The organism is Bacillus mycoides, assembly GCF_000832605.1.
In the GTDB taxonomy this organism is placed as follows: domain Bacteria; phylum Bacillota; class Bacilli; order Bacillales; family Bacillaceae_G; genus Bacillus_A; species Bacillus_A mycoides.
This window is the reverse complement of sequence record NZ_CP009692.1, coordinates 1,679,556-1,699,322: the sequence shown is the minus strand read 5'-3', so window position 1 is coordinate 1,699,322 and position 19,767 is coordinate 1,679,556. Positions and strand designations below refer to the sequence as shown.

Sequence of the window (19,767 nt, the reverse complement as noted above, 5' to 3'; positions counted from 1 at the left end):
GCCCCCTATATAGAATTCATCATTTGAAACATCGGCATAATCATCGCTAAGTACATCAAAATGACTATAACCCCAAGACATGTAAATAAAATGGGTTGAATCACAAATAACATACGTTTAATTTTTTGTTCTACCTTTTCAATAATGAGCTCACTGTAATCACCAAGCTCATTTGCTAAATTACCGTTTGCTTGTCCATGCGTAATGATATAAGAAAGTTCTTTCTCGTAATAACCGCTTTTATCAATAATAGATTGTAACGGTTCCCCTGCAATTAATTGCCGCTCAATTCGGTCTGCTTCATACTGAAAGAACGGATGATACTTTTGCTTCATCATTATTGTTAATGCTTCGTGTACCGACAATCCACCGTGTAATAAACCACTTAATTGAGTGGAAAAATAATGCGAATGATTTAAAATAAGAAATGTTTTCATAAGGGGAATACGGATCATAATCTTTACCTTTTGAGTAGGCGGAAGTTTTCGGAAATAAAATATATATATACTAAATCCCGTTATAACGATAAGAACAATCATATAAATGAAGTAGGGTAATAATTTAATTGCAACTAAAATTTGCTCCGTAAGTGGTGGTGCTGTAGAACGTAAAGAACTATACATCATTTCAAACTGAGGCAATAAAATGAGGTTAAAAACAGAAAGCATAATCATTAAAAAAAATGATAAAAACATAGGATATCGCATTACTTTCATCATATCTTTCCTATATTTATCTTTCTTGTAAAGAAGTACGCTCCCTTGTTGCAAAGCAAAAGAAATGTCACCATGTCGCTCTGCATAAAACAAATAACTTAACATCTCAGAGTGAAACATTAATTGGTGAAAAGAAGCGTGCAAACTTTGTCCATTTTTCAATCCCTCGATCATACGCTGTAACTGTAATTTCTTCCCTAATGGTAGTTGCAACTGCAAAAATTCCAACGCCTGCAAAAGTGAGTAACCTTTCTCTAATAAATCACTTAATCTTTTACATAATAATGCTTGATCACTTAAACTCCATTTTCTCTTAAACATATACATCTTCTTCTAAAAAGCCTAAAGCATACCCTTTTCGAACCGACGCTTCCAACGTTTTATAGTGATACGTAACATGTTCTCCACTTGCTTCTTTAATCGCTTGTTTTAATTCATATCCATATAACAGTTCATAAATGCTTGCCTGTCTCACTTTCCTCATTGATTTACACAAAGTTGCACACTTCCCTCTGCAAAATGGACATTTTAATTCGACGAGCCGCTGAGCAGCTACTGCTAATAATGATTGTTCAATTTCTTGCCTTGTAATACCATAATCCATAAATCGCAGTATCGCTCCTTTCGCATCATTTGTATGCAAGGTTGTCATTACTAAATGTCCCGTCAAACTGGCCCTTACAGCTACTTTTGCTGTTTCTTCATCACGAATTTCGCCAACTAAAATAATATCTGGATCATGACGCAAAATAGCCTTTAATCCCGTTTTATATGTGATACCAGCTTTTTCATTTATTTGAATTTGTAATAAACCGTCTTTTCTTTGCTCAACTGGATCTTCCAGTGTAATAATGCGACGTGTTTGCCATTTTCTAGCTACTTCTAATAACGCATACATTGTTGTTGTTTTTCCAGAACCAGTTGGCCCAGTAAATACGAGTAACCCATGAGAATGCTTTAAAAAAGAGAGTAATTTTTCCGCTGAACTTGGAAATAACGAAAGATGAGACAGTGGCTGTACAGATGCTTGTAAATGGAGGCGAATAACGAGACTTTCTTGATATACTGTTGGAAGTGTTGAAAGGCGTAAATACACTTCTTGTCCATCAATTTGTAAGTACAACGAACCATTTTGAGGTTTTCTCCTCTCTCCTATATCCATTGATGCTAAAAATTTAAAGTGTGAAACAAGCTTTTCTCCAAATTCTTTCTCAATACACCGTTTCGTAATTAAATCTTTTCCAATACGTAATTGAATCGCCACATCCTTCTGCCTGGGCACAATATGTAAGTCCGATGCTCGCACCCTACAAGCTTCTTTCATAATCATATTTGCAAAAAGCTCGACACTATTCATCAAGTTTCCCTCCTCACTATGTATATATCATAAAAAAATGCACAAGAAAAATTAGAGATTTTGTATTTTCACTAAGATAAAAAGGAAAAATATGTTTGTGAAATTATGAACAATTTCCGAATTATTGTCTGAAATTACCTATATAGAAGTTTATCTGTATTATAATGTTAATATCTTGGATAAAGTGATAAAGGTGGAGATCCTCATGGAACAAGCTTTAAAAATTACAGGTGTATTATCTGACCCTACTCGTTATTATATTTATAAATATATTTCGCAAAAACATAATTACGTAACTGTACAAGAAATTGCAGATGAGTTTAACATTCATCCAAACGTAGCGCGTTTACATTTATCTAAATTAGAAGATGTTAATATGCTCAAATCAGAAACAAAAAAAACTGGGAAAGGCGGCAGACCAAGCAGGCTATATGTCTTGTCTCAAGATGTCATCCAGTTACAATTCCCATTTCGCGATTATCAATTATTAGCGCAGATAGCATTTAATTCACTGCTAAGCTTAGGTAGTGCTGGTGAAAAAGCGCTATATGAAACAGGGAAACAATTCGGCAAAGAATTAATGCAACAACATATGCATCGCTTAAATGTAAGTGCAGAAGCATTGACGATAGAACAAAAAATGCTAATCGCAAAAGAAGCATTCTCAACAGCTGGCTTATCTCCTGCTTTTGAATTAAGTACAGATGGCACAAAAATTTTCTATGATGTACACAATTGTCCATTTAAAGAAGTTGCTGCGCATCATCCGACTGAAATTTGTAATATGCACGGAGATATGATGAAGGGGATTTTTGAAATCCTATTCCCGAACGTGGAATTAACACGAAACGATAGTCTACTAGATGGATGCAAATCTTGTAACTATAAAGTGAAACTTTAATCAGTGGGGGGTGTTCTTCCCCCACTGATTATTAGCCCGCACCAATCGGGCTTTTACGGGCAGTTATCTCCCACCTAACTTCCTCGCATTTTGCCGAATTTTGAGGTGGGAGTTTTACTGCCCACAAATAGCGGGATAAAGTTCAAATTTAGTTTTTCAACTAAGAAGAAGTCAATATTATAATTGGCTTCTTTTTTATATGAATGAATATTTACAATAGTTAGAAAAATAAACTATAATGAAAAGAGGTTTTACTTTTTTTAGAAAAGGAGGGAGATGGCATGGAGCGCATGTTTCGCGTTCTCGGCTTTTGGACTGGAATTTTCTCGGTTATGTTTTACGTAGGGGATATGCATTCGACCGCACTACTATTTTTAGGACAAACAGGATTCTTCGTACTTTTAAGTTATTTAAAATTAACAGAGCGTATGTATATATACGTATTCGGGGCATATTTAACCGTTTTCTTCATCGGATTTACATGGTACACAACATTTTTACTTGTCCCTGGAGCTGGGCATTAAGAGATGGCAAATTGCCATCTTTTTTTTAATTCCGCAATTCCCTAGTTGACTTATAGGTTTTATTACCTTATATTCTATATAACACATTGGAATTAGGGGGAATCAACATGAATACACTGCTTGTCGGGATTAACATCACAGTCATGCTCATTTTAGTTGGCGTATTGTATTATATGCAACGTAAGCATGTATCTTTTAATAAACGTGTATTTACTGCTTTAGGAGTCGGAATTATCTTTGGTCTTATATTACAATTTATTTATGAACCTACTTCTAAAGTAATTATCGAATCAAATACCTGGTTTAGTTTAATTGGTAACGGTTATGTGAAATTACTTCAAATGATCGTTATGCCACTTATTTTAGTATCTATTATTTCAGCATTTACAAAATTACAATTAACGAAAAACCTTGGTAAAATCAGTGGTCTTATTATCGGAATTTTAATTCTTACTACAGGAATTGCCGCAGCTGTCGGTATAGCTGCAAGCGCAGGATTTGATGTATCAGCAACAGGATTACAACAAGGTGATGCAGAATCTGCTCGTCTGAAATTAGTAGAAGAAAGATTTACTTCTATTGAAAAGACAACAATTCCAGACAAATTGTTAGAACTGTTGCCTACGAATCCTTTTCTTGATTTAACAGGTGCTCGTCCAACATCAACAATTTCTGTTGTAATATTTGCAGCCTTTATCGGGATTGCCTTTATAGGTGTAAAACGAAAATATCCAGAACAAGCAGAGCTATTTAAGAAAATGCTTGATGCTGTATATGCAATCGTAATGCGTATGGTAACATTAATTTTACGTCTTACTCCATACGGCGTATTAGCTCTTATGGCAAAGACAGTTGCTGGTAGCGATATTAACGCTATTTTAAAACTTGGTAACTTCGTGTTAGCATCTTACGTAGCTCTTATCGTAATGTTTATCATTCACTTATTATTAATCGCATTATCTGGTTTAAATCCAATTCAATATTTGAAAAAAGTGTTCCCTGTATTAACATTTGCATTTACATCTCGCTCTAGTGCTGGTGCAATGCCATTAAATATTGAAGCTCAAAAAGAAAAGCTTGGTATTTCTGAAGGAATCGCTAACTTCGCTGCATCCTTTGGGGTATCTATCGGTCAAAACGGTTGCGCAGGTATTTATCCAGCAATGCTTGCTATGATGGTCGCTCCAACTGTAGGAATTGATCCATTACAACCACAATTCATTTTAACTTTAATCGCTGTCGTTGCTATTAGCTCATTCGGTGTTGCCGGTGTTGGTGGCGGTGCAACATTCGCAGCGTTAATCGTACTATCTACAATGAACTTACCAATCGGCATTGTCGCTCTTGTTATCTCAGTTGAACCATTAATCGATATGGGTCGTACAGCTCTTAACGTAAGTGGTTCTATGACAGCTGGTCTTATTTCTAGTAAATGGCTTGGTGAATTAGATCAGGATACGTACAATCAAGATGATGTAAAAACTGGTGAGATTGCTTCATAATAAAAAAGGACGCTAACAATTTATACTGTTAGCGTCTTTTTTATTATGTTCCATCTCTATACATCTTCTCTTGAAAGTTATCACTCCAAGTATTCTTCTAGTTGCTCTTTTAACTCTTCCTCAATCTCATAACAAGATTCATCAACAAGTTCCCCTACTTTCTTACTCCCCCAAACTCTCGACTGAGTTGGCATCCCTAAAAAAGTATTTTCGCATCTCCAAATTGGAATAATGTAAAATTCAATCATCTCTCCTTCTTCATCTAATATCGCTATAGAAACTGATGAATAATATCCTATTTCAAAGGGATTCTCTTTTTCTCTTTCAAATCCCATATCTAATTTCATATTTTTCCCTATGTATAAATGCGAATACGCTTTAAAAAATCCAAGTGATATTCGCTCGATTTCCTTTTCCATACCTTTAATGTTCTCTTTCAACTCCAATGTAAACTCTTGTTCTTTATACTTCATTTCCGTATCCCCACACATAGAAAAAGAGAATATAATAACATATTCTCTTTTCTCAAATATATTTCATTATCTCACAGCCCGTCCCTTTCACAAATAACCATTTTGCTCGCACCATTTATGAAATTGTCCTACATCTACTCCAACTAACACGATATCCTTTAGCTCTACATCAATACTTTGTTCTCCAATTACAATAGCAAAATGGGATTCTAATTGTTTTTCATTTTTCTTTACAGTTCCAATTCGGTTCCGATGCGGCCCATCTTTTATATATGCTTTTTGTCCTACAATATCAAAGTTCAAGATTCTCACCTCTTTTACTGCGCTCAAATTGGAAATACAATCTCCACCTCGGAAAATTTCCTTTCATTGCACTATTTCTCTATATATATGACGAAACAATAAAAGAGTCCTTCCTTCTTTACAATTATTTTTTCTTTGTTTCATTTTTATGATTGGAACGTAAAGTTTATAATAAAATACACTTGGAAGCGCTTTCTACGTAATTTTTTATGTTATAATATAAAAGTAGAACTTCGTAAAGAGGGTTAAAAAATGAATACAAACATGATTAACAAAGTAATTGAAGCATTAAAAGTATATGGCTTTCAGGATGTATCATTCTGTGAAGAAACAAAGCAATTTTTATTTCATAACGAAACCGATATTATGAGCGGCTATGCAGAAATAACATATAGTAGTCAATTCGAAAAATTTAACGTACAAATTCATCCAATTGAAACGCATCACCAAGCAGAGTTACAAGAGGTTGAAAGACATATACAAGCTTGCATACGAAAAGTAGAGTATTTAAATGCACTTCTTACTGGACAAACAAAGCTAGATGATAAAATTATTATTATGTAAAAAAAAAAGAACGTGAAGCTATCACGTTCTTTTTCATTATACGTTCATTTTCCCCTTCAGCTGTAATCCTGTAACAGATTCTAATACATCCATCGCTTCTTCAAACGTCATATCAAAAATTGTCTTCTCTTCTATATAGGGAAACTGTCTAAAGCGCTTTTCTAACATTTTCACTGCATCCGATGTGAAGTTTGCGCTATCAATGCCAAATTCTGTTTCAAGAAGCACAATCCAATCTAACACATGAAAACCTAATCCATTTACGAATGAAATAAGTTTTTCTTCTGGCTGTGGAGATAAGAATACGTTTCGCTCCAGCTCACTGAAAAGTTCTTCTCCTAAAATTCCTGCTAACTCATCATCATGTTCGCGTTCAATAATCTCTTCATAACCGTAATCATCAACAAGCTCTTCTACTTCTTCACTATCCGCAAAAAGCAATTGACTAAGAATTGCATCTTTCTTAAATTCACTGTTTTGTACAACCTCTAAAAAACTTGTTTCCCATCCATTTTCTAATTTCATATTTATAACTCCTTTATATGCTTTACTTATAATAACTGTGCCCAAAATAGCCTAATGGTAACCTTCACTCTTTTTTTGCAAGAAATATTTCTCGCTGCATTCCCACGTCTAACATTCCACTTTATTTAATATATATGAGACAAGCCCCTCAATTTCTCCTTCGAAAATATCAACTTCTCGTAAATGGTAGAATGTCGTTTGCAACTCATTGCCCTTGTGATATATATAAATTTTCTTTTCTAAAGCAATTGCCATCCCTAATTCTGTATGACTTCCATTCCCACCCTCTAGTATGAGTAAGAAAACATCAGCTTCTCGTATCGCTTCTTGTTCTTCTTCACCAATCTTTTGCAATTGTTCTCTATTGGTTGCTCTTTCATTTTTCGTCCAATCATATGTATGCTGCCATCCCACTTCTTTCAACTGGCTTGATACGAAACGAACAAGATGTTTATTTTGAAATCCTGAAGCAATATAAAATTTCATTTATATTCACTCCTTAAATATGTATGGGGAAACTCCTTTTTTAGCGTTAATGGGATTTTTTCAAAAAAAATCCCCATCCTTAGAACTTATTTGCGTTTCAATGATGGGGTGCCTCATGATCTTCTTTTATTTTTTGTTTTTTATAACTTTCATCAGCTAACATTTCTAGTTCAGCTGTTATTTCTGATTTTTCAAGCTCTCGTTCTTGTGAAAATTTCCGTGAAATATAAACAATAACACTACCAACGTACAACACAAAGCATATAATAAGTGCAGTATTTTCATAGAGACTTAGCTCCAACACAGTCACTCCTAATCCATTCGTATTTTCACGCTTAATCAATTGGAATTTCCCTATTAACCATTTGTTACCCCGCATTAACGGGCAGTAAGACCCCCACCTCAAAATTCAACGAAAACAAAGAAGTTAGGTGTGGGATTAACTGCCCGTAAAAGCCCGATTGGTTCAACTAATAATCAGTGGGGATGAACCCCCCACTGATTAAAGTTTCACTTTATTGTAACATAAAAATATCAATTCTTGGAATCTTTCATCCTACTAAAAAAGACATGATTGTTTAATCATGCCTCTGAAATATGTTGAATGATAGTTTTAATCGCTTCTTTTCCATTATATTTTTTTAATGCTGTTTTATACGTCTCATTATTATGAGATAGCTCTTCTATATGCTTTATAAGTGAGTTCACCGTTACATCCTCTTCATATAATACCGATGCATACCCTTGTCTTTTAAAGGATTCAGCATTTAAAATTTGATCTCCACGGCTTGCAAATTTCGATAACGGAATTAAAACCATCGGCTTTTGCATTGTTAAAAATTCAAAAATCGCGTTGGATCCCGCACGTGAAATAACAAAATCTGTTGCTGCTAATATATCCGGCAACTCTTCATGTACATATTCAAATTGTCTATATCCTTCTTTATTTTGTAAGGATTCATCAAGATTTCCTTTTCCGCAAAGATGCACAATTTGATAATTTTTCAGAAGATCTGGAAGTGCCGATCGAACCGTTTCATTAATTTTCTTTGCGCCTAAACTTCCTCCCATAACAGTAATAACTGATTTCTTCCGGGAAAACCCTAGAAACTTTAAACCTTTTTCAAGATTTCCTCTTAGTACGTCTTCACGTACAGGCGATCCTGTATATATTACTTTTTCTTTCGGTAAATGTTTCGCTGCTTCTTCAAATGTAACAAATATTTTCGAGGCAAAACGGAGCGCAATTTTATTTGCTAGTCCAGGTGTCATATCAGATTCATGTAATAAAACTGGCACCCTATTTAGCCACCCTCCTATTACGACTGGTACGGATACGAAACCACCTTTTGAAAAAATAACATCCGGTTTTAGTTTACGAATTGTTACGTACGCATCCATAACACCCTTCATCACGAGAAAAGGATCTTTTATATTTTTCAAATCAAAATAACGACGTAGCTTCCCGCTTGCAATACTATGGTATGGGATTCCTTCTTTTTCTATAATCGTTTTCTCAATCCCTTGATGAGAACCAATATAAGAGATATCCCAGTTCTGCTTTTGTAAATGTGGAATAATTGCTAAATTAGGTGTTACATGCCCGGCCGAACCGCCACCTGTAAAGACTATTTTTTTCATACGTCTCCCCCTTCTACACTATAGTACACTAAAATACCTTGCCTCAGGGTGAGAAAATACCATAGCGGTTACAGACGCTTCTGGCTCCATCATAAATCCTTCTGTTAATGAAATACCTATTTCTTCTGGATGAATTAAGCGAAATAATTTTTCTTGATCAGCAAGTTCTGGGCATGCTGGATAACCAAATGATACGCGTATTCCTCTATATTTTGTACGGAATCTCTCTTCCATCGTCAGTTCAGGCGAATCTGGAATTCCCCAACGATCACGAATGAGCATATGTGTTTTTTCAGCAAGTCCTTCTGCTAATTCAAGTGCTAACGACTGAATCGCATGACTGCGTAAATAATCTCCCTTCGCCTTCCATTCCTCTGCAATATCTCGAACCCCTTCTCCAACGGTAACAGATAAGAAAGCGACATAATCCATCTCATCTCCAATCGGGCGTATATAATCTCCTAAAGTACGGTATGGTGCTTTCCCTTGTCTCGGAAATTCAAATCGCTCTATAATACGTGTGTGATCTTCCGGATCGTATATAATTATATTTTGTCCATCACTTTGCGCCGGGAAAAATTGATACACCGCTTTTGGGCGTAACCAAGATTGTCCTTCTTGTAATAATTCATCAATTAAATCATTTAGCTCATGTGCTCTTTTATCCCCTTCTTGCAAGAGTTTTTTTACGTTTCCTTTTAACCCAAGATGGTGTCCAATTAACATTTGTCTATTTAAAAACGGTGCAAGATGAAGGGCAGGAACATCCCGTAATACAACTCGTTTCGTCGAATCTGGTATCATAACAGTTGCTTTTGGCAACGGCTCAATAACTGCGGGAATTTCTATTTTTTTCTCCTCTTGTTTCACAATATGAAGATGGCGTTCCTTTTTATCTCGCTTCATCTTTTCACGTTCTTCTTCTTTTTGTAATTTGTTAATAATATCAAGACCTGTCATTGCATCACTTGCATAACATACGAGCCCTTTATAAGATGGAGAAATACGATTATCTGTAAATTTCCTCGTTAGTGCTGCACCACCTACAACAATTGGAATATCAATATTCGCTGCTTTTAAATCTTCAGCAGTCGTTACCATTTGTTGCGCTGATTTTACTAACAAACCAGAAAGGCCAATAATATCAGGTTTCTTTTCTTGTACTTCTTGAACAATTCGATCCGAACGAACATTAATTCCTAAATTAATAATTTCATATCCGTTATTTGATAAAATAATTTCAACAAGGTTTTTCCCAATATCATGTACGTCTCCTTTAACAGTCGCTAATAATACTTTCCCTTTTTTTGCACTCTCACTAGATTCCATATGTGGCTCTAAATAACTTACGGCAGCTTTCATACTTTCAGCACTTTGCAATACTTCAGCAACGATAAGCTCATTACCATTAAATAATCGCCCCACCTCATCCATTCCTGTCATAAGCGGCCCGTTAATAATATCCAGAGGTTTTCGTCCTTCTGTAAGCGCGAGACTTAGATCTTCTTGTAGTCCTTGCTTCGTACCTTCTACAATATAATTTGCCAGTCGTTCATCAAGTGTTAGCGTTTCTTGTATAACGACATCTTTCTTTTTGGCAACACGATAAAAGTTTGTAAATTTTTCTAACGTCTCTTTCGTCGTTTCAAATAATAATGCATCCGCAAGACGTTTTTCTTCCTCTGGAATTAACGCATAGCGTTCTAATTTTTCCGTATTAACAATCGCATAATCTAATCCTGCTTTCGTTGCATGATATAGAAAGACAGAGTTTAATACTTCACGTCCAGCTGGTGGTAAACCAAAAGATATATTACTCACACCTAGAATCGTTAAACATTCTGGTAACGCTTCTTTAATAAGACGAATTCCTTCTATAGTCGCTGCCGCTGAACCTATATATTCTTCATCACCTGTTCCTACAGGAAACACAAGCGCATCAAAAATAATATCAGATGGGCGTATACCATACTTTTTCGTTAGTAATTCATAGCTTCTTTTAGCAATCTCTATCTTTCTTTCTGCACTAACTGCCATACCATCTTCATCAATTGTCCCTACAACTATCGCAGCACCGTATTTCCGAAGAAGGGGTGTCACTTTTTCAAAACGTTCTTCTCCATCCTCTAAATTAATAGAATTGATAACACCTTTTCCTTGAATATAAGTAAGAGCTTTCGCCATAACATTTTCATCTGTTGAATCAATCATAATCGGTACTTTTAACACTTTCGTAACTTCTGCCAAGAATCTTTCCATATCTTCTATTTCATCACGATCAGGGTCTGCCATACAAATATCAATAATATGAGCATTTTTCTTCACTTGCGCTCTTGCCACTTCAGCAGCCTCTTCAAATTTCCCTTCTGCTACTAATCTTTTAAACTTACGCGATCCAATTACATTCGTCCTTTCTCCAACAAATAAAGGCCTCATAGAATCATCGTATTGCAACGCTTCTAGTCCACTAATTCCATGTCCAACCCTTTCATGATGCTCACGAGGATTAATCGAGGCAAGCGCCGATTTCATTACACGTATATGTTCTGGTGTTGTGCCACAACAACCACCAATAATATTAATCCATCCTTCTTCAGCAAAACGTTTTACTTTTTCAGCAAGTGACGCTGGAGATTCGTGATAATGCCCATCTTCATCAGGAAGACCAGCGTTTGGATAACACGAAATATAACACTCCGATAAATCAGATAGGGAACGTATATGTTCCCTCATAAATTCTGGACCAGTAGCACAGTTTAATCCAACCGATAATGGCTTCATATGCTCTACCGATAAATAAAAGGCTTCGATCGTTTGACCCGCTAAAGTCGTTCCCATCGGTTCAATTGTTCCAGAAATCATAATAGGTACTATTTTGTTTAGTTCTTCAAACGCCGATTGAATTCCAATGTACGCAGCTTTCACATTACGCATATCTTGACTCGTTTCAACGAGTAATACATCAACTTCTCCTCTTAATAGTCCTCTCGCTTGCCTTGTATAGGCTTCAATTAACTCTTCAAAAGTCACACCACCTGTAACACTAATCGCTTTCGTCGTTGGTCCCATCGCTCCCGCAACATACACTTCTTTCCCACTTTCTTTAACCGCTTGCTTCGCCACAAGCGCTGCCCTTTCGTTTAACTCTTCATCTAAATGAGACAATGCATAATCACTTAATACAATATTTGTTGCACCAAACGTATTCGTTTCAATAATATCTGCTCCAGCTTCAATGTAGACTTTATGAATATTTAAAATAACATCCGGTCTTGTTTTTACTAAATATTCATTACAACCTTCGTATTCTTCTCCTCCAAAATCTTCCGCTGTTAAGTCTTCTTGCTGGATCATCGTTCCCATTGCACCATCTAATATTAAAATTTCATGTTGTAATCTCTCTTCTATTCGTTTCATCAATTAATACCTTCTTTCACTTCTTGCTTTTCTCTCACATATTTCACGAGATGTTCTGTAATTTCATATTTTAAAAACGGTGTAATAAGATAAATACCGTTAAAGTATTTCATCGCCGCATCGATCAACTCTTGTGAAATACGAATCCCTTCTTCTATGGCTGCCTCTTTCGTTTCATGTCCATCCATTCTTTGTCTTATCTCTTCAGGGAGAGTAATACCCGGCACTTCAAAATGAAGAAAATCTGCATTCCGCTTACTTACTAACGGCATAATTCCAATAAAGATAGGTTGTTCCAAATGCTTTGTCGCTTCATATACTTCTTCTATTAAAGCAACATCATATATCGGCTGCGTTAAGAAATATTCAGCACCAGCATCAATTTTTCGTTCCATTCGCTTGACCGCTGCTTTTAAATGCCTTACATGAGGATTGAATGCACCTCCGACAGAAAATCTTGTTGCCGGACCAATTGATTTCCCTAAAATAGAGCGACCGTCGTTCATCTCTTTAATCATTTTAATGAGCTCTATCGATGACAAATCATATACAGAAGTTGCACCTGGGAAATCACCAACGCGCGCTGGATCACCAGTTAAAGCTAGCACTTCCTCCATACCTAATGCTGATAATCCAAGTAAGTGAGACTGTAGTCCAATGACGTTATGGTCTCTACACGTTAAATGCGTCAATACTGGAATATCATGCTTCGTTAATAATGCACCCATAGCCATATTCGAAACACGAGGAGATGCTAATGAATTATCTGCTAGAGTAATAGCATCCGCTCCAGCCCTTTTCAGTGCTCTTGCCCCTTCAAAAAAACGCTGCGTGTCTAACGTTTTCGGTGGATCTAATTCCACTACAACTGTCGTTTGTTTCTTTGCCTTTTCTGCTAGAGTAACATGAGCTCTCGAACGCTTCTCATGTGTATGGACCACTTTAGGCCTTTGAATCGTCTCCTTTGCTATTACAGGTGCAACATTTGCAATAGCACGTTTCATTCCTTCAATATGTTCCGGGGTAGTACCACAACAACCACCTAATAAACGAATACCTTGTTCAATAAATTTCGGCGTCATTTCTTCAAAATACGCTGGACTTCCCTCATATACGTAACGCCCTTCCACATAATTCGGGAGACCTGCATTCGGATATGCTGATAAATAGCCATTTTGAGGAATCGATATCATTTTGAAAGCTTCCGTCATGTGAAGCGGGCCTAGTTGACAGTTCAACCCAACAACATTGGCACCGTAATCTAAAAGCTGTTTTAATATTTCATTGACATCATTCCCATTTTGAGTCGTACCTGCCTCATGTAACGCTAACTGAGCAACAATCGGAATATTCGTTTGTTTACGCAATACTTTAACGGCATGCAATAATTCAAATTCATCATAAAAAGTTTCTAATAGTAATCCATCAACCTGTTCTTCTAGTAAAGCACCTGCCTGCTCAAGTAACATAAATTCTCGCTCTATATCAGTCGTTGTAACAGCACCAATATGTTTCATACCTCCAATTGTCCCTAAAATTGCATTCCGATCTGTTACTGATGCTTTCGCAATATTCACTGCCGCTTTATTAATTTGGACAACTTGATTCTCTAGACCATACATGCGGAGTTTCGCTTCATTCGCACCATACGTATTCGTTTGAATAACATCCGCTCCAGCAGCTACATATTGTTTATGGATCGATATAATTAAGTCCGGATCAGACAAATTCAATTCTTCAAAACTACTTTGTAAACCATGCGAATGTAATAACGTTCCAACCGCACCATCACCTATTACAATTCCTTTTGATAATAAATCTAGTAATTTCACGAATCTCCCTCATTTCTATCAATATAAAAACCCCCTCTTCACTTTGAAGAGGGGGACATAATTGTTCCTCCTCTTATTATGCAAAACACACGTTTTGCAGGTTTTAGCACCGTTTCAAACATTTAGTTTGAAGGTTGCCGGGTTTCACAGGGCCTTTCCCTCCACCGCTCTCAATAAGAGTTTGTCTTTATTATTTTATTTATGTAGCTAAAAGGAAATACGTTCCCCTTTTAACAATGTTTGTTAATTTTTTATAAATTTAGCACGCACTAAAATAAAAGTCAATGACACTTGCGGAAAAATAAAAATTATTTAAAATAAAGTTGCAATTCAATTATCTTTTGTTGTAAAGTTAAAACCATAATAAAATTTCATACGAACATTCTTATCTAGAGAGGTAGAGGGACTGGCCCTTTGACGCCTCAGCAACCATTAACATTCATTCGTTAATAAGGTGCTAATTCCAGCAAATTGTGAAAGATTTGACAGATGAGAAGAAGACTCTATTCAATCCGAAAGCCTTCTTCTTAGAAGGCTTTTTTTATTTTCACTTAGTCGTTCACTTTAAAAAGGGGGAATTTTCACATGTCAACAATCGAAACAAAACTAGCACAAATCGGGAACCGTAGCGAAACTACAACAGGAACTGTTAATCCACCTGTTTATTTCTCAACTGCTTATCGTCACGAAGGAATTGGTAAATCTACTGGCTTTGACTATTCAAGAACTGGAAATCCGACTCGCGGTCTTTTAGAACAGGCAATTGCAGACTTAGAAAGCGGTGAGCAAGGGTATGCCTGTAGTTCAGGAATGGCGGCTGTTCTCCTTGTCCTTTCACTATTCCGTTCCGGAGATGAGCTTATCGTATCTGAAGACTTATACGGGGGAACATATCGTCTATTTTCCGAACATGAAGACAAGTGGAATATTCGATGTAGATACGTAGATACACAATCTATTAAACAAATTGAGCAAGCAATCACATCTCAAACGAAGGCTATTTTCATAGAAACACCGACTAATCCATTAATGCAAGTAACTGATATCGTAAGTGTAGCAAGTGTAGCGAAAAGGCACGGACTACTTCTTATTGTAGATAACACGTTCTATACACCTTATATACAGCAACCATTAACAGAAGGTGCAAACATCGTCCTTCATAGCGCAACTAAATATTTAGGCGGTCATAACGATGTACTAAGCGGACTTGTCGTTGCGAAAGGGAAATCTCTTTGCGAGGAGCTTGCTCATTATCATAATGCCTCTGGTGCTGTCTTAAGCCCGTTTGATTCATGGCTATTAATTCGAGGCATGAAGACTTTAGCACTTCGCATGAAACAGCATGAAGAAAACGCTCATGCAATTGTTGCTTATTTAAATGATGAAGATGGTGTGACAGATGTATTTTATCCAGGAAGAGGTGGTATGATTTCATTTCGCCTTCAAGATGAAACTTGGATTAATCCTTTCTTACAATCTTTATCCTTAATTACATTTGCTGAAAGTCTTGGCGGTGTCGAAAGTTTAATGACTTATCCAGCAACGCAAACTCATGCCGACATTCCAGAAGATGTTCGAACAGCACGTGGTGTTTGTAATCGTCTTCTCCGTTTTTCAGTCGGCATCGAAAATAGCAACGACTTAATTCAAGACTTAAAGCAAGCAATTAAACTTGTAAAAGAGGGTGTAAGAATATGAGCTATTCCATAGATACGCTTTTACTGCATAATCAATACAAGCATGACTCACACACAGGAGCTGTTAACGTTCCCATTTATAACACATCAACATTTCACCAGTTTGATGTAGATACTTTCGGGAAATACGACTATAGCCGATCTGGAAATCCAACTCGTGAAGCTCTTGAAGACATCATCGCATTATTAGAGGGGGGAACAAAGGGATTTGCCTTTGCATCAGGCATTGCAGCCATTTCCACTGCATTTCTCCTTCTTTCACAAGGCGATCACGTACTCATTTCAGAAGACGTATATGGAGGCACTTACCGAATTATTACTGAAGTACTCTCCCGTTACGGTGTTTCACATACATTTGTTGATATGACCAATTTAGAAGAAATAAAGCAAAATATTAAATCAAATACAAAACTCTTTTATGTAGAAACACCTTCTAATCCACTTTTAAAAGTAACAGATATTCATGCCGTTTCTAAACTTGCAAAATCTATTGGCGCTCTTACTTTTGTTGATAATACATTTTTGACACCACTATTCCAGAAGCCGCTTGATCTTGGAGCCGATGTCGTTCTTCATAGTGCTACAAAGTTTATTGCTGGTCATAGTGATGTCACCGCCGGATTAGCTGTCGTAAAAGATGAAGAGCTCGCTCAAAAGCTCGGCTTTCTACAAAATGCTTTTGGTGCTATTTTAGGACCTCAAGATTGTTCTCTCGTGCTTCGCGGTCTGAAAACATTACATGTACGTCTCGAACATTCAGCTGCAGGTGCCAACAAAATCGCACATTTTTTACAAGAACACTCTAAAGTTCAAAATGTCTATTACCCTGGATTACAATCACATCTTGGCTATAGTATTCAACAAACCCAAGCAACATCAGCTGGGGCTGTTTTATCTTTCACCTTACAATCCGAAGATGCACTGCGACAATTTTTATCAAAAGTTAAACTACCCGTTTTTGCGGTTAGTCTAGGAGCTGTTGAATCTATTCTTTCATATCCAGCAAAAATGTCACATGCAGCTTTATCACAGGAAGCCCGTGATGAAAGAGGTATTTCCAATTCATTACTCCGTTTATCGGTTGGTCTCGAAAATGTTAACGATTTAATATCCGATTTCGAAAATGCCCTTTCTTATGTCGAAGAACCTATTAATGCATAGAGAGAAAAGAAGATATGAAATTAAGTTTTTATATCTTCTTTTTATGCTGTCTAGCATATTCATTTTAATGCTTCTCTTTCTGTTATAGTCCATAAAAAAATAAAAATGCATTATCTATTTCCAAGTAATGGATTAATTGATATATTAAGAAATAAAAAAAGGGGTAAAAATAATGGATACTTGTGCAGATATTTTAATCGTTATCGATTTACAAAATGGGGTATGCTATAGCAAAGAGCATTTATTCGATTTACAAAATTTACTTACAAAAGTAAATAAAAGAATTTCTTCATACAGAAAATCAAATAAACCAATCATTTTTGTTCAACATTGTGATGATGATTTGGTACCCGAAAACGAACTTTGGGCTATTCATACCAATCTAGATGTTCAAGAACAAGATTTTTTTGTAAGAAAAACACATGCAAATTCATTTTATAAAACGAACTTAAAAGAGATTTTAGACCAATTATCTGTACATCATATTGAATTTTGTGGTGCCCAAACAGAGTACTGTATGGATGCTACGATTAAATTTGCCCATGGACTAGGATACAAAAACTTCATGGTACAGAAAACAACCTCTACATTAAATAATCCATTTATGTCCGCAAAAGAGACAATTAATTTTTATGAGAATATATGGAATCACAGATTTTTAAAATTGATACAAGATTAACTCTAGAATAAATGACTAATGGTTTGATCATTCTAAGATTTATCAGCTACACTCAAATATTTCATTATCACCATTATAAAGAAGCTGATTATAATCAACTTCTTTTAACCTGTTTTATATTCTATATATAACATTACAATTCCTTTGTCATATTATTTTAAAAATTTTGTATATTCATTTGAAAGAATAAGAAAATCATGATAAAATTGTGTTACGAATATATCTATATCTTTCAATTTTTGAAACGCATCAAAATTTTCACCCAAAAATGTCATTTTACAAAACTGTGCTAATTTATCTATTTTATTTACATCAGGGTCTCTTTTCTTACAATTTCTTTACTTTAGGACTCTTTTTCTGCAACAACTATTTTCTTTTCTTTAAATTTTTGGTATGTATAGTATGGTATAACAGCTCACACGGAGGTGGAAAAGAACATGTTAGAAACCTTTCAAAAAGAAATAGAACTATATGAAAGCAATGCAGAATTATTGAAAGTGCTTGCTCATCCTGTTCGCTTATGTATTGTAAAAGGATTAATTGAACGTGGCCCAAGCAATGTTTCTACAATGTACACAGGCTTAAACATGCCACAATCTACAATTTCACAGCATTTAGCAAAGTTAAAAAGTGCTAAAATCGTTTCTAGTGAAAGAAAAGGATTAGAAATTTACTACAAAGTAGAAAATGAAACAATTATTCAACTCGTTCGCGTATTATTAGGTTAGGGACTAATAGACGGAGAAAAAGAACGTATTCTATATTTTTCATCTCATATCTTTAATATAAATATATATCATGAGAGGAAATATATAATACTACATAAGTCGTATTAAAAAACAAGACACAGAATTATACTGTGTCTTGTTTTTTTTCATATTGTTAAATATTGATTCAAATGTAAATTCTTCATATCTTTCGTATGTATAACAACATCAAAAGCACTTCCTAAGCCTCCGTTCAAAATCATAGAACGAACTGCTCGATTTCGTTTTTGAGTTTCAGAAAATGGATTCGTATCTTGATGACTCGTAAGCTGTTCTAATATTCCTGCCGCTAACAAAAATTCAGATTGCTTCTTATGCCATACTGCACCCATTCCTTGGAGGCTAAAAATCTCCTTCAGCTCATCCCAATGAATATGAGTCGTAAGATCCATTTCACCTGGATGCTCTAGAGGATTCCGTATTAGCTCATGCTGATAGTATCCTCGTAAACTTCCTTCTTGATGTGCAGGATGCATCCATTCTTCTTTTGTATATCCATAATCAACTGTAATACATATACCTTTCTGAAACCATTTCGTAATCTCTTCTATATACTCTTCCATTGCAATAGGCACTTCAAAGCGCTGTCCCTCCGCAATATGAATGTTATATTTCAATAAGTAACGACCGATTCTTTTCTCAATCGGTCTAAATATTTCTGTAAGGTTCCCCTCATCTGTATACGTGATACGTACTTCATACAAAATTCCATTTCTTTTCTCAACTATTTCAACAGGAAACGAATCAAATAATTCATTCGAAAAAATAATTCCTTCGAAAGACTCTCCCATTTCAATATAAGATGTATAATAGGATACATTATCAACTGAGCAAAGCCTCTCCTGCTGCAATCTTCTATGAAAAGGGCTCACTTCAATAATTGAATAGTTTAAATTGATAAAGGTTTCCGGAGATAATTGTTTCCATTCTTGTAAAACATCATAGGCAAACTTTCCTGTTCCCCCACCAATCTCACAAATATTTGGAGAAACTTCTCCCTTTTCAACAAGCCGAATAAAAAACTTAGCAAAAGTCTTCGCAAATACAGAGGATACATTGCTACTCGTAAAAAAATCTCCCCGTCTGCCAATTTTTTCACGTTCTCTCATATAATACCCATGTCCCTCTGCATATAATGCGAGGTTCATATACGTACTATATGAAATCGAATGATCCTTTTCTTTTTCCATCCATTCTCTTAAAATGAGCTCCATCCCCATAA

Annotated in this window: 19 protein-coding genes and 2 riboswitches; of the genes, 8 read left to right on the top strand and 11 right to left on the bottom strand. The window is 35.7% G+C overall.

Features of this window, described 5'->3' with window-relative positions; all coding sequences use genetic code 11:
* Window positions 1-5 precede the first annotated feature (5 nt).
* Both comGB and comGA read right to left on the bottom strand, forming a co-directional pair.
* Window positions 6-1,043, bottom strand: a complete 1,038-nt coding sequence (gene comGB / locus BG05_RS10675) for a competence type IV pilus assembly protein ComGB (RefSeq protein ID WP_002138336.1) — start codon at window positions 1,041-1,043, stop codon at window positions 6-8.
* Window positions 1,030-2,073, bottom strand: a complete 1,044-nt coding sequence (comGA, locus tag BG05_RS10670) for a competence type IV pilus ATPase ComGA (protein WP_012261710.1) — start codon at window positions 2,071-2,073, stop codon at window positions 1,030-1,032. The genes comGB and comGA overlap by 14 nt, the downstream gene beginning before the upstream one ends.
* A gap of 205 nt (window positions 2,074-2,278) precedes the next feature.
* Here comGA and BG05_RS10665 point away from each other — a divergent pair, with 205 nt between their 5' ends.
* The 3 genes from BG05_RS10665 to BG05_RS10655 all read left to right on the top strand — a co-directional run bounded on the left by BG05_RS10665 (window position 2,279) and on the right by BG05_RS10655 (window position 5,000).
* Entirely contained in the window at window positions 2,279-2,974 is a 696-nt protein-coding gene (locus BG05_RS10665; protein WP_002014995.1) for a helix-turn-helix transcriptional regulator, read from the top strand.
* 281 nt (window positions 2,975-3,255) lie between these two features.
* Window positions 3,256-3,498, top strand: a complete 243-nt coding sequence (locus tag BG05_RS10660) for a DUF2626 domain-containing protein (RefSeq protein ID WP_002015110.1) — start codon at window positions 3,256-3,258, stop codon at window positions 3,496-3,498.
* A 107-nt stretch (window positions 3,499-3,605) separates the two neighbouring features.
* On the top strand, window positions 3,606-5,000 hold the full coding sequence (locus tag BG05_RS10655; protein WP_002138338.1) for an L-cystine transporter: 1,395 nt from the start codon (window positions 3,606-3,608) through the stop codon (window positions 4,998-5,000).
* An 80-nt stretch (window positions 5,001-5,080) separates the two neighbouring features.
* On the opposite strand, the gene BG05_RS10650 is transcribed toward BG05_RS10655, so the two are convergent.
* Together BG05_RS10650 and BG05_RS10645 are read right to left on the bottom strand one after the other, a co-directional pair.
* A complete protein-coding gene (locus tag BG05_RS10650; protein ID WP_002190672.1) occupies window positions 5,081-5,473 on the bottom strand; it encodes a hypothetical protein in 393 nt (130 codons plus the stop codon).
* An 87-nt stretch (window positions 5,474-5,560) separates the two neighbouring features.
* On the bottom strand, window positions 5,561-5,776 hold the full coding sequence (locus BG05_RS10645; protein WP_002067106.1) for a DUF3912 family protein: 216 nt from the start codon (window positions 5,774-5,776) through the stop codon (window positions 5,561-5,563).
* Window positions 5,777-6,028: 252 nt separating this feature from the next.
* Here BG05_RS10645 and BG05_RS10640 point away from each other — a divergent pair, with 252 nt between their 5' ends.
* Window positions 6,029-6,340, top strand: coding sequence for a hypothetical protein (locus BG05_RS10640; protein ID WP_002129099.1), 312 nt, complete (start codon window positions 6,029-6,031; stop codon window positions 6,338-6,340).
* 36 nt (window positions 6,341-6,376) lie between these two features.
* On the opposite strand, the gene BG05_RS10635 is transcribed toward BG05_RS10640, so the two are convergent.
* The 6 genes from BG05_RS10635 to BG05_RS10610 all read right to left on the bottom strand — a co-directional run bounded on the left by BG05_RS10635 (window position 6,377) and on the right by BG05_RS10610 (window position 14,241).
* Window positions 6,377-6,865, bottom strand: a complete 489-nt coding sequence (locus BG05_RS10635) for a hypothetical protein (protein ID WP_002015119.1) — start codon at window positions 6,863-6,865, stop codon at window positions 6,377-6,379.
* A gap of 108 nt (window positions 6,866-6,973) precedes the next feature.
* Entirely contained in the window at window positions 6,974-7,351 is a 378-nt protein-coding gene (locus BG05_RS10630) for a nucleoside 2-deoxyribosyltransferase (RefSeq protein ID WP_002034029.1), read from the bottom strand.
* A gap of 97 nt (window positions 7,352-7,448) precedes the next feature.
* Window positions 7,449-7,691, bottom strand: coding sequence for a DUF3966 domain-containing protein (locus BG05_RS10625; protein WP_085960924.1), 243 nt, complete (start codon window positions 7,689-7,691; stop codon window positions 7,449-7,451).
* 242 nt (window positions 7,692-7,933) lie between these two features.
* Window positions 7,934-8,992: an undecaprenyldiphospho-muramoylpentapeptide beta-N-acetylglucosaminyltransferase gene (locus tag BG05_RS10620; RefSeq protein WP_002067149.1), complete on the bottom strand. Its 1,059-nt coding sequence runs from the start codon at window positions 8,990-8,992 to the stop codon at window positions 7,934-7,936.
* A gap of 18 nt (window positions 8,993-9,010) precedes the next feature.
* On the bottom strand, window positions 9,011-12,409 hold the full coding sequence (metH, locus tag BG05_RS10615; RefSeq protein WP_003191351.1) for a methionine synthase: 3,399 nt from the start codon (window positions 12,407-12,409) through the stop codon (window positions 9,011-9,013).
* A complete protein-coding gene (locus BG05_RS10610; RefSeq protein WP_002190677.1) occupies window positions 12,409-14,241 on the bottom strand; it encodes a bifunctional homocysteine S-methyltransferase/methylenetetrahydrofolate reductase in 1,833 nt (610 codons plus the stop codon). The genes metH and BG05_RS10610 overlap by 1 nt, the downstream gene beginning before the upstream one ends.
* Window positions 14,242-14,311: 70 nt before the next feature.
* Window positions 14,312-14,421, bottom strand: a riboswitch (SAM riboswitch).
* Window positions 14,422-14,623: 202 nt separating this feature from the next.
* Window positions 14,624-14,737: riboswitch (SAM riboswitch) on the top strand.
* An 89-nt stretch (window positions 14,738-14,826) separates the two neighbouring features.
* Here BG05_RS10610 and metI point away from each other — a divergent pair.
* The 4 genes from metI to BG05_RS10590 all read left to right on the top strand — a co-directional run bounded on the left by metI (window position 14,827) and on the right by BG05_RS10590 (window position 18,506).
* Complete coding sequence (gene metI / locus BG05_RS10605; protein WP_002067146.1) at window positions 14,827-15,939, top strand: cystathionine gamma-synthase/O-acetylhomoserine thiolyase; 1,113 nt, start codon at window positions 14,827-14,829, stop codon at window positions 15,937-15,939.
* Complete coding sequence (gene metC, locus BG05_RS10600) at window positions 15,936-17,099, top strand: cystathionine beta-lyase (protein WP_033731273.1); 1,164 nt, start codon at window positions 15,936-15,938, stop codon at window positions 17,097-17,099. The genes metI and metC overlap by 4 nt, the downstream gene beginning before the upstream one ends.
* A gap of 172 nt (window positions 17,100-17,271) precedes the next feature.
* The gene (locus tag BG05_RS10595) at window positions 17,272-17,778 is read left to right on the top strand and encodes a cysteine hydrolase family protein (RefSeq protein ID WP_003191346.1); all 507 of its coding nucleotides are present in this window, start codon (window positions 17,272-17,274) and stop codon (window positions 17,776-17,778) included.
* Between the two features lie 437 nt (window positions 17,779-18,215).
* Window positions 18,216-18,506, top strand: coding sequence for an ArsR/SmtB family transcription factor (locus BG05_RS10590; RefSeq protein ID WP_000894375.1), 291 nt, complete (start codon window positions 18,216-18,218; stop codon window positions 18,504-18,506).
* Window positions 18,507-18,652: 146 nt separating this feature from the next.
* Here the strand turns inward: BG05_RS10590 and BG05_RS10585 are convergent, their stop codons facing one another.
* Window positions 18,653-19,765 (bottom strand): class I SAM-dependent methyltransferase, encoded by a 1,113-nt coding sequence (locus BG05_RS10585; RefSeq protein WP_002129109.1) that lies wholly within the window; start codon window positions 19,763-19,765, stop codon window positions 18,653-18,655.
* Between the last annotated feature and the right edge of the window lie 2 nt (window positions 19,766-19,767).